This window comes from Frankia sp. AvcI1, from assembly GCF_001420875.1.
Classification (GTDB): Bacteria; Actinomycetota; Actinomycetes; order Frankiales; family Frankiaceae; genus Frankia; species Frankia alni.
The window spans coordinates 16,922-32,029 of sequence record NZ_LJFZ01000052.1 but is presented as its reverse complement, the minus strand read 5'-3'; the positions used below and the strand labels follow the sequence as shown (position 1 = coordinate 32,029).

Below are 15,108 nucleotides of genomic sequence, written 5' to 3'. Positions count from 1 at the left end.
TCCAGGCTGTGCTCGAACGGACCGACGTCCTCGATGTTGACGTCCCACCTGCTGATGAGGCCGACGATCGCGGCGAGCTGCCCGGGCCGGTCGTCGAGCACCACGCCGACCCAGCCCCACGACCGCGCCGTGGCGCCGGCCTTACGCGGCAGCAGCGCGCGCCCCGCGTGCCCGTCCCGCATGAGCCGGGTGACCGCCGTGGTGACATCGTCGGCACCGGCGGCGTCGAGGACGTCGGCCAGGGCCGTCAGCCGGGAGCCGAGGTCGCGCACCCGCCGGGCGATCGGCCCCCGGTTGCCCTCGACGATCCCCGCCCACAGCTCGGCGTCGCTGTCGGCGAGCCGGGTGGTGTCCCGGAACCCCTGCCCGGCCAGCGGCACCTCCCCCGGCGCGAGCCCCACCAGCACCCCGGCGAGCGCGCTGGCGACGAGCTGGGGCACGTGCGAGACGGTCGCCATCGCCTCGTCGTGGCGCTGCGGGGTGGTCCGCACGGGAGTGGCGCCGCAGGCCAGGGCCAACGCCACGGTGGCGTGCAGGGCCGCGGCGCCGGTGTGCGGGACCGGGCAGACCGCCCACACCCGCTCGGCGAACAGGTCCGCACGCGCCGAGACCGCGCCGTGGCGCTCCCGCCCGGCGATGGGATGNGCCGGGCACCAGGTCGACAGGTCGCAGCCGAGCTGGACGCCCTCGACCAGCGGACGGACCTTGACACTGCCGGCGTCGCTGACCGTGTCGGCCAGCCCGGCGCGGGCCAGGGCCCTGACCTCGGCGGGAATCGTCGGCAGCGGGGTGGCGACGACGGCGTGCTCCACCCGCTCCCCCGCCGCCCAGGGCTGCCCCGCGCCCATCTTCGCGGCGATCGCGACCTGCGCCTCGTCGGCGTCGCGGAGCAGGACCTCCACGCCCTGCGCGGACAGCGCCAGCCCGATGCTGGCGCCGATGAGCCCCGTCCCGACCACACCGACCCGGCGCAGCCGCGGCAACTGGGCGTCGTCCCAGCCCGATCCGACCATGACCCACAGCCTATGGCCACATCCGTCGCCCNACGGCAGGCGGCCGGACGGACGCNGCCTCGGCCTAGAGCCCGACGTTGCGGTAGAGGGCGCCGACCTCGCCGCGGGTGAGGTGGCGGGCCCGCCCGGAGCGCAGGGTGCCGAGATGCACCGCGCCGAGCCGGGTGCGGACCAGCCGGTGCACCGGATACCCGACGGTCTCCATCATCCGGCGGACGATGCGNTTGCGTCCCTCGTGGATGACGATCTCCAGCATCACCCGGCCGTTCGCCTGATCGACGAGCTGCACCGAGTCCGCCCGGGCCGGACCGTCCTCGAGCTCGACGCCGGTGCGCAGCGTGNGCGGCACCTCGCGGCGCAGCGGCCCGGAGACCTCGACCAGGTAGGTCTTCGGCACCTCGAAGGACGGATGGGTCAGCCGGTGGGCGAGCTCNCCGTCGTTGGTGACCAGCAGCAGCCCCTCGCTGTCACCGTCGAGGCGACCCACGTGGAACAGCCCGCCACCGCCGTCGAACTCGGTGAGCAGGTCGGCGATGGTGGGCCGGCCGCGGTCGTCGGACATGGCCGACAGCACCCCGCGAGGCTTGTTCAGCGCCAGGTGGACCAGGCCGGTACGGGTGACGATCCGGTCGCCGTCGACCTCGATGATCGCCGTCTCCGGGTTGACCCGGCGGCCCTGTTCGCGCACGACGACACCGTCCACGCTGACCCGGCCCTCGGCGATGAGCTCCTCGCCGCGCCGACGGGAGCCGATGCCGGCCGAGGCGAGCACCTTCTGCAGCCGGATGCCCTCGTCCGCGGCGGACGCCGGGGCCCGCGGCGGACGCACTGGACGCTCCGGGCGGTCCGATCGCGCGTCCGGAGCCGGCCGCGCCTCCCCGCGGGCAGGCCGCCCCTCCCCGCNGGGTCGGCCCTCCCCACGGACGGGCCGGGCCTCCCCACGTGCCGGACGACCCTCCCCCCGAGCCGGACGACCCTCCCCACGCACGGGACGACCCTCCCCACGGACCGGACGGGCCTCCCCACGCACGGGTCGACCCTCCCCACGGACCGGACGGCCTTCCCCNCGAACGGGGCGAGCCTCCCCACGGTCCTCGCCACGGGCGGGACGGCCCTCGCCACGAGCCGGGCGAGCCTCCCAGGTCGATCGAGCATCCCCGCGGGCGGGACGGCCCTCGCCACGAGCCGGCCGAGCGTCCCCACGGACCGGACGGCCCTCCCCGGGTGCGGGGCGGCCCTCGCCACGGACCGGACGAGCTTCCAAGCTCGGCCGAGCATCCCCGCGGGCAGGACGGACCTCCCCGCGGGCAGGACGGACCTCCCCCCGGTCAGGGCGGACCTCCCCGCGGGCGGGCCGGGCCTCGCGGGAGGGGCGGGCTTCCCCTCGGGCGGGGCGGGCCTCCCGGGTGGGGCGGCCGTCCGCGGGTGGGCGGCCGTCCCGGCGGGCGCGGGCGTCGCGCGGCGCGCGGGGGCGGTCAGCAGCAGCGTTCATGGGGCAACGATGTCATCCAGATCGTCGAGTCCGGGCAGCAGGGGGGCCAGGGGCGGCAGCTCGTCGAGCCCGCGCAGGCCCATCCGTTCCAGGAAGTAGTCAGTCGTTCCATACAGGATGGCACCGGTTTCGGGATCGTGCCCGATCTCCTCGACGAGCCGGCGGGCGGTCAGGGTGCGGATCACGCCGTCCGCGGAGACGCCACGCACTGCGGCGATCCGCCCGCGGCTGACGGGCTGCTGGTAGGCGACGACGGCGAGGGTCTCCAGCGCCGCCTGGGACAGCCGGGCGGACTGCCCGGCGAGCACGAAGCCCTCCACCCAGGGGGCACACTCGTCGGCGGTGTAGAACCGCCAGCCGGCGCCGACGTGGCGCAGCCGGAAACCTCGGCCGTCGCGGACGTAGTTCTCGGCGAGGTCGGGAAGCAGTCGCTCGATCTCGCGGGCCGAGGCGCCGAGCCCGGTGGCGAGCTCCGCGACGCCGACCGGCCGCTCCGCGACCATGAGCACCGCCTCCAGCAGCGCCGCCAGCGGCGGTCGGTCCGCCTCGACGCCCCGCGGCGGTCGTGCCCCACCCGCGGCGGCCCCGGCCGCGGTCTCTCCCGCCCCGGCGGCCCCGGCCGCGGTCTCCCCCGGCGCTTGCGGCGGTGCGTCCGGCGCCTCGCCACCTGCACCGGCGTCCGGCTGTTCGCTCACGATGCCGCCTCCCGCGGTTCGTCGTCGGCCGAATCCTCGCCGTACAACCCCCGGCCGACGGAGAGCAGGTCGCCGTCCGCGGCCGGGTCGACGGCGATCCAGCGCACCGTCAGCTCCCCGAGGGGGATCTCCTGGTCAAAGGAGATCCGGCCTTCGCGGAACAGCTCCAGCAGGGCGAGGAAGCGCGCGACCACCTCGATCGTCTGCTGGCAGCCCGCGCACAGGGTGCGAAAGTCCGCGGCGCCGAGCTCCCGCAGCGCCATGATGATGGCGAGCATGTGCTCGCGGACGCTGATCCGGGGCAGGTGCACGTGGTCGGTGGCGACCAGCGGCGGCAGGGGTGGCTCGCGCAGCTTCGCGGCCAGTGCCGCGAGCTCGGTGGGGCCGATGCCGATCTGCACCTCGGGCAGGGCCGCGGCGTAGCGGGGCTCCAGCGGCACGGCGCGGGGCACGTGCCGGGCCTCCAGGGCCATCAGCCCGGCGAACAGCGCCGAGGCCTCCTTGTACGCCCGGTACTGCAGCAGCCGGGCGAACAGCAGGTCGCGGGCCTCGAGCAGGGCGAGGTCCTCGGACTCGTCCTCGGACAGCGCGCCGGGCAGCAGCCGGGCGGCCTTGAGGTCGAGCAGGGTCGCGGCGATCACGAGGAACTCGGTGGCCTGACCGAGGTCGAACCGGTCCCCCAGCCGGCGGATGTGCGCGACGAACTCGTCGGTGACCTGGGACAGCGCAACCTCGGTCACGTCGAGGCGGTGCTTGGCGATCAGCGAGAGCAGCAGGTCGAACGGGCCGGTGAAGTTGGCGAGCTCGACGACGAAGGGCGTGGTCCGCCCGCCGCGGGCGGTCGGCGTCGCCGGCTCGCCGGCACCGGCCGCGCCACCGCCGGCCGCGCCGGTGCCAGCTGCACCGGCGTCGGCATCGGCATCGGCTCGGGACCCGTTCATGACGTCACGTTACGCCCAGGTCGGCCGGCGATGATCTCGGCGTCAGGCCAGGTTGAGGCCGATCAGGGAGGCGAGCCCGCGCAGCAGCGGGCCGATGAGCTGGCCGACGACCGAGGGGAACCCGACGAACAACACCGGCAGCAACAGCAGCGCCAGCAGGATCACCAGGCCGATGTTGCCGTCGGTGAGCCGATGATGGGCGCTGCGCCAGCCCGACGACGTCCCACCGAGCAGGAACACGAGGCGCCCGCCGTCCGTCGGCGGGACCGGGATGAGGCTGACGATGANCATCGAACCGAAGGTGATCGCCAGCCACAGGGTGAGCTCGGCGGCGAAGCTGTCCGGCACGGTCACCTCGGTCACCCGGTCGCCGAGGTAGATCCGAGCCGGGTCGCCGACCACCTGGAACAGCGCGAGCGAGCCGAGCGCCAGCAGCAGGTAGGCCAGCGGGCCGGCGAGCACCGCGGCCGCGACGTGGAAGCGCCGCCGCCGCCACACGTCGTTCATCGGCACCGACTCGGCCCAGCCGTGGCCGACGATGAACACGGCGAGCCCACTGAAGGGGCTCAGCCGGTCCTTGACGCCGGTGGTGAGCCGGCCGCTGCGCAGCGGAGTCGGGTCCCGGACGACCCGCGCGGTGAGGACCTGGGCGGCGTCGTGCGCGAACACCCCGATCAGGAACGCGACGACGATCCCGAGCAGCGCCGCCGGCTCGGCGAGATGGAAGAGCACGTTGCTACCTTTTCGCCCCGATCATGCAAAAGCCCGGATTCAGCCGACGAGCGGCGGCGTGTTGTGCCGGACCATCAGCTCGCGGGCCAGCCGCCGGTAGCCGGCGGCGCCGACCGAGGTGGGCGCGTAGGTCGTGATCGGCTCGCCGGCCACGGTCGTCTCCGGGAAGCGGACCGTGCGGTTGATCACCGTGTGGAACACCTCGTCGGGGAACCGCTCCACGACCCGGGCCAGCACCTCGCGGGCGTGCAGCGTGCGGGCGTCGTACATGGTGGCGAGGATGCCGGCGAGCTCGAGGCGCGAGTTGAGCCGCTCGCGCACCTTGTCGATCGTCTGCAGCAGCAGCGCGACGCCGCGCAGCGCGAAGTACTCGCATTCCAGCGGGACGATGACGGCGTCCGCCGCGGTCAGCGCGTTCACGGTCAGCAGACCGAGCGAGGGCTGGCAGTCGACGAGGATCACGTCGTAGTCGTCGAGGATGGGAGCGAGCGCGCGGGCGAGGCTGTGCTCGCGGCCCACCTCGGTGACCAGCAGCACCTCGGNGGCGGACAGGTCGATGTTGCTCGGCAGCAGATCGAGGTTGTCGACCTGGGTCTCGACGATGACGTCGCGGACGTCGGAGTCCCCGCCGAGCAGCAGGTCGTNCACGGTCAGGTCGAACTGCATCGGGTTGATGCCGAGGCCGACCGACAGCGCGCCCTGCGGGTCGAAGTCGACCAGCAGCACGCGGCGGCCGTACTCGGCGAGGGCGGCGCCGAGGTTGATCGTGCTGGTGGTCTTGCCGACGCCGCCCTTCTGGTTGCACATGGCCACGATCCAGGCGGGACCGTGGGCGGTCAGCGGGGCGGGGACGGGGAACGACGGCAGCGGCCGGCCGGTGGGGCCGGGCTGCCCCACCCCCTCGTCGACGCTCTCGCCGCCGGCTTCGAGCCGCCCGTCCTCGGACAACCGGGGGTCACCGACGGTCACCTCACCGTAGGTGCGGCGTTTCGGGGAATCGACGGAGGGAGCGTCGGCAAATCGGACCACGGAGGGGTTGCTCCTTCTACAAAGAGCAGAAACGGACCGGTAGGAGCGTACCGACACTCACCCGTTCCCGGCGGCGCTGGGTGGCCNTAAAGCGGCGTGTCGCGCCATCGGGGGCGGTGCGCGTTGGACGGGTCACGCTCGCAGGGGTACGAAATCATGCACCAGGGGTCACCGATGGGGTTCGGTCAGGCTTGCACCGCTTCGGAGGCGGCCCGCGCGCAGGCCCGCCGGTTCGGTGGTCTTGCCGGTCGCGCCGTGATGTGGGTCNCGCCGTGATGTGGGTCCGTGGCGATGTGGGTCCGTGGCGATGTGGGTCCCNTGGTGATGTGCGCCGGGTGGCGATCCCGGTGTGGTGGCGATGAGGCGTTTTTTCGAGTGAAGGGAGCTCTTCCTATGGGCGCACAGACGGTGGAAGCGGTGGTGGCCCGGTACAAGGGCGCGCCGGTCGGTCTGGAGCGGATCATCGTCCCGGACCCGGGGCCGGNCGAGGCCCGCGTGCGGGTGCGTGCGTGCGGCNTGTGCCACACCGATCTGCACTACCGCGAGGGCGCGATCAACGACGACTATCCGTTTCTGCTCGGCCACGAGGCGGCCGGAACGGTCGAGTCGGTCGGCGAGGGCGTGACGGAAGTCGCCCCCGGCGACTACGTGGTGCTGGCCTGGCGGGCGCCGTGCGGCACCTGTCGGGCCTGCCGACGCGGGATGGCCTGGTACTGCTTCGACTCCCGCAACGCCGCTCAGCCGATGACGCTCGAGGACGGCACGCCGCTGGCGCCGGCGCTGGGCATCGGGGCGTTCNCCCCGCTCACCCTGGTCGCCGCCGGCCAGTGCGTGCCCGTGGACCCGGCGGCGCGACCGGAGGCGGCCGGCCTGATCGGCTGCGGGGTGATGGCCGGCTTCGGCGCGGCGGTGAACACCGGGCGGGTCACCCGCGGGGAGACGGTGGCGGTCATCGGCTGCGGGGGTGTCGGGAACGCGGCGATCGCCGGCGCCGCCATCGCGGGCGCCCGCACGATCATCGCGGTGGACGTCGACGAGCGCAAGCTGACCTGGGCCCGCCACTTCGGAGCCACCGACACCGTGGACGCCCGCTCGGCCGACCCCGTGCAGGCGGTGCGCGCGCTCACCGACGGCTTCGGCGCCGACGTCGTCATCGAGGCGGTGGGCCGGCCCGAGACGTACCGGCAGGCGTTCGACGCCCGTGACCTGGCCGGGCGGCTGGTCCTGGTGGGGGTGCCGGACCCGACGATGACCGTGGAGCTGCCGCTCGCGGAGGTCTTCGGCCGCGGCGGCCACCTGTCGTCGTCCTGGTACGGCGACTGCCTGCCGAGCCGCGACTTCCCGATCCTCATCGACCTGTACCGCCGGGGCCGCCTCGACCTCGACGCCTTCGTCACCGAGACGGTCGGGATCGGCGACGTGGAGGAGGCGTTCACCCGGATGNGCCGCGGCGACGTGCTGCGCAGCGTCGTCGTCCTCTGACCACGACGGCGCCGTCCGACACCGGCGGCACCGTCTGATCAGGCGTCCGCCGACCGGTGCCGCGTCCCCCGGGCGCGCCGCGTCCGGGGGACGCCCGCGGCCGCGGGTGCCCCCGCGAGCGGGACCGCCGCCGCTCCGCCGAGGGTGGCGGCGGGGGGGCGCCGTCCGCCGCGCTACCGCACGGGTGGCGGGGCGGTTCGAATCCCGCAGGCGCCCGATACGGTCGACGCGTCGGGGATCGCCGCCGGCCGGCGGCCCCCGGCGCACGGCGGGCGGACCATCCGGGTTTCCGACCCGATCGGGAATTCGGGAACAGAGGAGCGGGCGCCATGACCGGCAATGCGGGACTTCGGGTGGACCGCGTGATCACCCGCGGCGACTTCACCCTGGACGGCCAGACGTTCACCGTCGACAACAACGTCTGGCTCGTCGGCAACGACCAGGAGGTCCTGGTCATCGACGCGGCGCACGACCCATCGGTGATCGCGGCGGCGGTCGGCNCCCGCGTCGTGACCTCCATCATCGCCACCCACGGCCACAACGACCACATCAACGCGGCGGCGGAGCTCGCCGACCTGGTGCGCGCGCCGATCGCGTTGCACCCGGCCGACGTGATGCTGTGGCGGACGATCTACCCGCACCGCGCTCCCGACCGCTCGCTCGCCGACGGACAGCTCGTCGCGCTGCCCGGCGGCGGATCGCTGCGGGTGCTGCACACCCCGGGTCACTCCCCCGGCGGGATCTGCCTGTTCGGCGAGCTGACCGGCGAACCGGTGCTGTTCAGCGGGGACACGCTGTTCCGGGGCGGTCCGGGGGCCACCGGGCGGTCCTACTCGGACTTCCCGACGATCCTCGCCTCGATCCGCACGAAGCTGCTCACCCTGCCGGCGAACACCGTCGTGCACACCGGCCACGGTGACGACACGACCATCGGCGAGGAGGGCGTCGACTACGACGACTGGGTGCGCCGGGGCCGCTGACGGCCGGTCACAGCCGTCCCGCCGTGTGCCGCTGACGGCGATCACCACCGTGGGTGTGCCGCGTCGCCCACATCGGCGCGACGACGGCGATCAGCGCGACCGCAACACCGACCTGCAGGACGTGCCGGATCCAGTCGACGCCGCCGGTATGGCGCACCCCGATCGCGCTGGCGATCACGTTGCCGACCAGTGCGCCCACGATGCCGAGGACGACCGTCAGCCAGATCGGAATGTCCTGCCTACCCCGGAGGATCAGCCGGGCCAGCAGGCCGATCACCAGGCCGGCAAGAACGATCCAGATGATTTGAAACACCGCACACCCCCAATGAAGAGCCTGCCCTGGTTTTCTCCGTCACCACCCGGCCACAAACCCATCCGACACGACCGGACAATGGGAATAAACCGGCCGGTTCACCGTCGAGGCCGGGCCGGAAATGCGGTCAGCGCGGCAGAATCCGGGCGTCGACCGCATGCAGATTGACGGTCTGCAGACCCTGATGCACACCGGGGAGCACATCGACGAGGAAGTATCCGTGTAGCCGGTAGAAGCCCTGCGCGAAGTCGAAACTGGCTCCGCCGCCGGTCAACCCGGCCAGCCGGTAGGTGGTGCCGGTGCAGCCCTGGCCGGGACCGAAGCCCGGCTTCTGCCCACCGCCCGGCGCCGGGCACGACGCGAACAGGGTGAAGTTCGGCAGCGGGTCGCTCCCGAGATCCGGGCCGGGGAAGAAGGCCCGGGCATTGTCCTGGCCCGGTGCGAGGACCTCCAGGAAGACGACGCCGGTGTTGTGAGCGGCGACGAAGTCGCCGAACTGCCGGCCCTGCGCGAGCTGTCCGATCGCCCCGCGGAACGCCGGGACCGCCGACAGGGGCACCATCTGCGCCGCGCTCAGGGCGGTGACGANCGGGGACCCGGCACCCGCGAACGCAGCACCCGGGAACCCGGCGCCCGAGGACCCGGCGCGCGAGGACCCGGCGCCCGAGGACGGAGCACGCGAGGACGGAGTAGTCGAGGACGCGGCGGCCGGGGACGAGCGCCCGTCGGGCACGGAGGCCGGCCGGCCCGGGCCCGACCGGGATCGCAGGCCCAGCCCGGCGGCGGGGCCGGGAACACCGGAGGGGTTGACCTGGATCACCCGCGGCACCGCGGGTTGCCGGGACGGGGTGTGGTCGGGCTCGTCGGCGGCATGGGCGGCGCCCAGCGCGGCCAGCCCCGCGACCGCCGCGGCCAACGCGGCCAGGGCCGCCGTCCGCCTGGGATAGCGGGCTGCCTGACCAGCCCGGCCGCGCGACTCGCCGGTCCCCCCCGGCCCTTCGGCGATATCCGGCTCCCCGGCCTCCCGCTCCCCGGCGGCCTCGTGCCCCCCGGCGGCCTCGCGCCCCTCTCGCCCGAGGGCGAACTCGCGCCTCCCGGCGTCGGCCGGCTCTCCCGAGCCGAGCGCGGACGCCTGGCCCACCGGAGTTCCCCGGCCCGTCGCGCCCGGGCTGCCCTGACCATCGCCCGGCGCGGGTCCGACCTGCGGCGCGGCCCACACCTGCTCCGCGGTCCGCCCCGCGGCTCGCGCGCCAGGCCGGGGCCCGACGGGTCCACCGGCCCCGCCGGCTCCAGCACCGCCGGCTCCAGCACCGCCGGCTCCAGCACCGCCGGCTCCAGCACCGCTGGCTCCAGCACCGTTCGCCGTCGACCCATCTGCCTGCGCCCCGGCTCCGGCGGACGTCCGAGCCCGCGCAGTCTGTGTCGCCCCGGTCGGGCCGGGCGGGCCCGCCGCATCGGCCGGGCAGGGCGCCGCGGTCGAGGTGCCCTCGCCCGGGCGACCCGCCAAGCCTCGCGCCGGCTCCGCCGCGCCGGGGTGAGCCTGGCCGGCCGCGAGTTCCGGCCCGGCCGACCCCTCCCACCCGGCCGGGCCTCTCCAGACGAACGAACCGTCCGAACCGAGCGGGGCAGGCGCCTGCGCGGGCAGATCGGCCCTGTCCGTCGCCGGCAGGTAACCCACAGCACCCGCGACGGCGCCCGGCGGCGGGGACGCCGCGCCCGCGGGCGTCGGTGGGCTGGACCTTGCCCGGCGCCCCGCGCCCAACCGCGCCAGGCCCGCGCGGGCAGTCCCTCCGGAGCCGGGCCGCTCGTCCGGACCGCCGGGCCTGTCCGGACCGGCGGCACGAGCCACCGGTCCCGATCCCTCCCACGCCTCGGCGCCCATCAGGTTCTCGGCCCCGACACCGCCACTGTGCGCGCCGGCCGGTGCCGGTCCCCCCGACGACGGCTCCCCCGCTTCCGTCGCGCAGCGCGGCAGCATCGGCGCCCTCGGCATCGGCATCGGCATCGGCATCGGCGCACTCGACATCGGCGCGCTCGACATCGGTGACCCCGGGTCGGCAGGGTTCGGGCCTCGCCCGAGCGCGGCGGCAGCCGGCGGCGCGGCGTCGACCGCCGCCGCCGACCCGTCCGGGACACCGGAACCGGGCACCCGCCGCCAGGGGTCGGCTGCCGCAGCCGCAGCCGCCCGGTCCTCGCCAGGTGAGTCCAGGTCGAGGCCGGTGCCGGCCGCCGCCATCGGATCCCGCTCCGTACGGTCCGCCGGTGCGCCGAGGGGTGCCCAGGGGGTCATCGCGTTGCCCGGCCCGCGGCCGCGGCCCGAGGTCGGCTCGGCGGCCCCGGCCGGATCCTGGTCGCCGTGTGCCGGCGCGGAGCCGTCCACGGCGCGGCCCGCCGCCGCACGCTCGTCGGCGCCGACCCGCCGGCCGATCCCGGCGCGCCGCCCGGCCGGCGAGGCCGAGGTTCCCGGGGTGACCGGCACCGGCGGCCGCGTGATCTCCCCGAAGACGTCGGACCGCGAGGATCCGTCAGGGCGCGCGGAACCGAAGGACTGCACCGAGCCGAAAGACCGTGCCGAAGCGTCAGGCCGCNGGGAGCCGTCCGGCCTGGCGGAAGGGTCGGGTGGTGCGGACGGGACGTCGGGCACCGACGAGCGGGCGTCCAGGGCGGACGGCGAGGGGTCCGGACGTTGCCACGGGCTGTCGGCCGGGGCGGGCGTTCCGGTCGGCCCCGCGAACATGCCCGGCGCCCAGCCACGCAGGCGTCGGGCCGCGCGTGTCGTGGGGCGACTGGGCTCGGGGGCGCGCTGGACCGGAGCGACGAAGCTGACCGAAGGGCGCGGCGAGGGCAGCCCGACCAGCGTCTGGCTGTCGTGGAAGTCGCCGTCGCGCAGCCGGTCACCGGCCCGCGACGACGTCGGCGACGGGGTGAGCGTCGGCACGTGGACGTAGGCCGCGGGGTCGATGGGCGGCGGGTTCCAGGCCTCGCGCAGCAGCCGCCGGGTACCCGTGGCCGGATCGTCGGTGGGCCCGATCAGCCCGCGCAGCAGGTCGTCGGCGCTGGGCCGCCCGGCGGGCTCCTTCACCAGCGCCGCGATCACCGACGGCCGCAGCTCGGCGGGGACGTCACCGGTGTCGGCCTCGCTGTGCACCACCCGGTAGAGCAGGGCGTCGGCGCGGCCGGTGCCGAACGGGGGACGGCCGGTCGCCGCATACAGCACGGTCAGGCCCCAGGCGAAGACGTCGGCCGCGGGACCGACCTCGCCGTGCCCGGTGACCTGCTCGGGCGCCATGTAGCCGGGGCTGCCGAGCAGAACCCCGGTGCGGGTGGCAACCGTGGCGTCGACCGCCGCCGCGATGCCGAAATCGATCACTTTGGGGCCGTCACCGCTGAGGATGACGTTGCCGGGCTTGAGGTCGCGGTGGACGATGCCGGCGCCGTGGATGGCGGTCAGCGCCTCCGCGAGGCCGGCGGCCAGCGCGATGACGACCGGCGTCTCCATCGCGCCCCGGGTGGCGATCGTCTCGGCGAGGCTCTGCCCGGGGATGAGCTCGGTGGCCATCCACGGTTCCTCGGCGTCGGGGTCGGCGTCGACCAGCCGGGCCGTGCAGGCGCCGCCGACCGCCCTGGCCGCCTCGATCTCGCGGCGGAAGCGGGCGCGGAACTCCGGCTCGGCCGCGAAATCCGACCGGATCACCTTCAGCGCGACCAACTGGCCGGTGTCATCGTCGGCGCCGAGGTACACGATGCCCATCCCGCCGGAGCCGAGCCGCGCGGTCAGCGCGAACCGGGCGACCCGCTCGGGGTCACCCGAGCGCAGCGGCCTGGGCGGCACCACGCCCTCCTTACGTCGTTCTTTCCAGCTTCGGCGATCGTCGGCCCACCCGCCGGACGGCTAAGGGGTCGGCCGGCGCCGGCCCACTCCCGGCAGGGCCGAAGGTCCGGTCGCCGGCATCACCGCACCGTGCCCGCGCAACCTGTGGTGCGCATGTGCGCCGGTCGGGCCACGCGTCCCACGCCCTCATCAGACGACTCCGGGGGTCGGGGAAGTTCCGTCACCGGACGTGGGATGACCCGACCTGACACGACTGGGCGTGACCCGACCGGAGGTGCCACGCATCACCGCCGGGCACCGGGATCCCTGACGCCGCCGTTCGCGCAGCTCCGCTCCGCCGTCCCGAGGGCGCGGGCCGGAAGTCCGGCCACTCACCGCCGTCAAAGCAATGGACAAAGCGCGGCGGCAGGGGGTATTGGGCCCCACTACCTTCGCCGGAAGCGGCGGGAGGTGTGCCCCCGGAGACGGAACGATGCGCTGCGGTGTCACAAATTGGACTGTACCGATGGAACCGCAGCTACCCGGCCATTCGACTCCCCGGACAGCCACCTATCGGTTACCCCAACCGNCCACTTCTCCCGGCGGCCCCCAAGGCCTTCGGCCGAAAACGTCCCCAAACCGCGGCGGAGAAGCCGGTGACGCCACTCGGAGGCTTCTCCGCCGCGGCTTTGATCAGCTTTCGGGGATGTCTCGCCGCACCCTCACGAGAATGACTCGATCAACGAGTTCGACCCGCTCCTCGGAGACGACGGGCGCACTCGGCGACGAGGTGTGACCGGCCTCGCTGCCGGCACCGCCGCGCACGATGATCCTTGCATTCCGGCCGGCGGCGGCGACCGGGACGCCCGAACCGGTGATTCCCGCACAGGCGGTCCGACCCAGTCGGCGAATGGCCCTCGTTTCTGCCATGAAACCTCCCAGATCCAAAGTTGTTCGAAACATTACCCGACAACGAGAGAACGACGAGCGCCCACCCGGTCGGCTCCGGTGAATCCGAGGCAACCAGTGATCCACCGGCACCGACCGCGTCCCCGGTTCTCCGCCGGCGCAATGTTCGCTGCCACGCTCGTGCCGACGGTGGAACGCGAGGTCCACGGGGTTCTACGACGCGCCGGACGCCCGTCCCGCACCCGACGTCACATCCCGACCGGGCGCGCCACCGACACCCCCGCGGGAGCCGTTCGACCCCCCGTCCCGGTGTGACGCAGGCGCAGGCGCGTTCACAAGGGTCACCCATGAGACGGGCTTGGCCACCCCACCAGAACGCCCCTGGGCTACACCCACACCCCATCCGCCCTAGCAACGGACATCTCGCGCCGCCAAGGCCGGTGAGCCCTGCTCACCCTGCGCCGATGGCCCGTATGGGTGGTCCGCGCACGGTCCTGCCGCGCGGCCCGGTGCCCGCGGGCCGTCCGTCCTGCCGCGTCGGAGCCGGACGTCCCGGGTCACCCCGGCCGGGGGACGGGGCAGTGGCGGCGCTGCCTCGGCGCGACCGCGTGGGGCGATCGACCGGGGCGGCCATGGACGACGTGACCGCGTGGAAAGTCGCNGAACCGGAGGCCACTCGATGGTCGTGAAGTCGATGGTCGTGAAGATGCGCGTGCCGTCGCCGGAATACGATGCCTCGGCACCTCGGCGGCTCGGCCGCTACCGGTGCGGCCGCGTTTCACCGACGGGCGGAAACGGGTCCTCATCGGGTTCTCCCGCTCCGCCCGGACCCGATTGTTCACCCGCGCGGATGGTCGGGCGGTGGCGAGGGAGGGGACGGCAACCCGTCGGCAGCCGACCGGACGGGAGCCCCGTGCTTGTGTCGCGGCAGGATGAGTGGCTGGTCGAGGTCGGCGACGGCGGCCGGAAAGGCCGGCATCGACCCGTCGTCCCGCGCGCCGGTACCACGGGCCGGCATCGGGGTTCGGGGCGACGGGGATATCCCGGTGCCGAGGATGGGCGGAATACCCGCGCGACGCCCATCGCATCACCGGCCGCCCACGCAGAAGGGCGTTTCCCGGGTTCGGCGTCCTACCGGCCGCGAGCCGCCTTGCGTAGCTGACGCAGCTCGCGGCGCAGCCGGATCTGCGGAATCACCCCGATGAGCAGGCCGATGACGAGCCCCGCGGCGGCCGAGGCGGCAAGCGCCGCGGCAACCGACATCCGCTGGGTGGAGCCGAAAAGCCAGATACTCACCCGGGCGTCGTTCTTGACGACGAACACGACGACGGCAATGGCGATGACCAGGACCAGCACCGTGATCGCGTACGTGGTGTAGGCGACCCCGCGCCGCCGCGGCGGGCCCTCGCCCGGCGCGCCGGGCGCCGGCGGCGTCCCCGGCGCCGCCGGACCACCCGCCGTCCCCGGAACCCCCGGAACCCCCGGAACCCCGGGAACTCCGCCGGGCCCGGTGGGGTAGGCGGCGCCCGCCGGGTAGGGCGCGGGCACCGCACCCGGCGAGGCACCCGGGCCGACCGGTGCCGCGCCCGGCGCCGCAACCGCGGGGCCGCCGGGAGGCGGCGGGCTCGCGGGGCGGGTGTAGTCGATCCTCTTGCCCGGCTGGTCGGATCCCGCCATCGTCGCCCCATCCATCATGATCGCCCGCACGGCC

Annotated in this window: 8 protein-coding genes and 13 pseudogenes; 5 read left to right on the top strand and 16 right to left on the bottom strand. The window is 74.7% G+C overall.

Translation table 11 applies throughout. The features are described from left to right. The 13 genes and pseudogenes from UK94_RS71490 to UK94_RS71440 form a co-directional block, all read right to left on the bottom strand. Window positions 1-644 (bottom strand): annotated as a pseudogene (locus UK94_RS71490) (prephenate dehydrogenase dimerization domain-containing protein); the annotation flags it as partial. Between the two features lies 1 nt (window position 645). Then, window positions 646-1,013, bottom strand: a 368-nt coding sequence (locus tag UK94_RS71485) for a 3-hydroxyacyl-CoA dehydrogenase NAD-binding domain-containing protein (RefSeq protein ID WP_235490809.1), incomplete at its 3' end; no start/stop codon positions are given. 64 nt (window positions 1,014-1,077) lie between these two features. Next, window positions 1,078-1,236 (bottom strand): annotated as a pseudogene (locus UK94_RS71480) (MFS transporter); the annotation flags it as partial. A gap of 1 nt (window position 1,237) precedes the next feature. Beyond that, a pseudogene (locus tag UK94_RS71475) lies at window positions 1,238-1,354 on the bottom strand (MFS transporter); the annotation flags it as partial. Window position 1,355: 1 nt separating this feature from the next. Next, a pseudogene (locus UK94_RS71470) lies at window positions 1,356-1,446 on the bottom strand (MFS transporter); the annotation flags it as partial. Between the two features lies 1 nt (window position 1,447). Then, window positions 1,448-1,842: S4 domain-containing protein (locus UK94_RS71465; protein ID WP_268761742.1), on the bottom strand; the 395-nt coding region annotated here is incomplete at its 3' end. Between the two features lie 659 nt (window positions 1,843-2,501). Next, window positions 2,502-3,035 (bottom strand): SMC-Scp complex subunit ScpB, encoded by a 534-nt coding sequence (scpB, locus tag UK94_RS30915; RefSeq protein ID WP_157734531.1) that lies wholly within the window; start codon window positions 3,033-3,035, stop codon window positions 2,502-2,504. A gap of 161 nt (window positions 3,036-3,196) precedes the next feature. Continuing rightward, window positions 3,197-4,141: a ScpA family protein gene (locus tag UK94_RS30910; protein WP_011603416.1), complete on the bottom strand. Its 945-nt coding sequence runs from the start codon at window positions 4,139-4,141 to the stop codon at window positions 3,197-3,199. Window positions 4,142-4,183: 42 nt separating this feature from the next. Further along, a pseudogene (locus UK94_RS71460) lies at window positions 4,184-4,428 on the bottom strand (Zn-dependent membrane protease); the annotation flags it as partial. Between the two features lies 1 nt (window position 4,429). Continuing rightward, window positions 4,430-4,873: pseudogene (locus UK94_RS71455) on the bottom strand (Zn-dependent membrane protease); the annotation flags it as partial. A gap of 39 nt (window positions 4,874-4,912) precedes the next feature. Next, a pseudogene (locus UK94_RS71450) lies at window positions 4,913-5,415 on the bottom strand (ParA family protein); the annotation flags it as partial. A 1-nt stretch (window position 5,416) separates the two neighbouring features. Continuing rightward, window positions 5,417-5,517 (bottom strand): annotated as a pseudogene (locus tag UK94_RS71445) (chromosome partitioning ATPase); the annotation flags it as partial. A gap of 1 nt (window position 5,518) precedes the next feature. Beyond that, a partial coding sequence (locus UK94_RS71440) for an AAA family ATPase (protein WP_235490807.1) occupies window positions 5,519-5,902 on the bottom strand: 384 nt, incomplete at its 3' end. A gap of 393 nt (window positions 5,903-6,295) precedes the next feature. Between UK94_RS71440 and UK94_RS71435 the strand changes: the two are divergent. The 5 genes and pseudogenes from UK94_RS71435 to UK94_RS30890 form a co-directional block, all read left to right on the top strand. Then, window positions 6,296-6,386, top strand: a pseudogene (locus tag UK94_RS71435) (hypothetical protein); the annotation flags it as partial. A gap of 33 nt (window positions 6,387-6,419) precedes the next feature. Continuing rightward, window positions 6,420-6,700 (top strand): annotated as a pseudogene (locus UK94_RS71425) (alcohol dehydrogenase catalytic domain-containing protein); the annotation flags it as partial. A 1-nt stretch (window position 6,701) separates the two neighbouring features. Beyond that, window positions 6,702-7,345, top strand: a pseudogene (locus tag UK94_RS71420) (zinc-binding dehydrogenase); the annotation flags it as partial. A 368-nt stretch (window positions 7,346-7,713) separates the two neighbouring features. Continuing rightward, window positions 7,714-7,884 (top strand): annotated as a pseudogene (locus UK94_RS71415) (MBL fold metallo-hydrolase); the annotation flags it as partial. Between the two features lies 1 nt (window position 7,885). Beyond that, window positions 7,886-8,364, top strand: a 479-nt coding sequence (locus UK94_RS30890) for an MBL fold metallo-hydrolase (RefSeq protein WP_235490804.1), incomplete at its 5' end; no start/stop codon positions are given. Window positions 8,365-8,371: 7 nt separating this feature from the next. Here UK94_RS30890 and UK94_RS30885 read toward each other — a convergent pair. From UK94_RS30885 to UK94_RS30875, 3 genes and pseudogenes are all read right to left on the bottom strand, one after another. Then, a complete protein-coding gene (locus UK94_RS30885) occupies window positions 8,372-8,677 on the bottom strand; it encodes a GlsB/YeaQ/YmgE family stress response membrane protein (protein WP_011603409.1) in 306 nt (101 codons plus the stop codon). A gap of 589 nt (window positions 8,678-9,266) precedes the next feature. Then, window positions 9,267-11,156: pseudogene (locus tag UK94_RS71410) on the bottom strand (hypothetical protein); the annotation flags it as partial. A gap of 3,372 nt (window positions 11,157-14,528) precedes the next feature. Beyond that, the gene (locus UK94_RS30875; protein WP_055752639.1) at window positions 14,529-15,074 is read right to left on the bottom strand and encodes a lipopolysaccharide assembly protein LapA domain-containing protein; all 546 of its coding nucleotides are present in this window, start codon (window positions 15,072-15,074) and stop codon (window positions 14,529-14,531) included. Window positions 15,075-15,108: the final 34 nt, after the last annotated feature.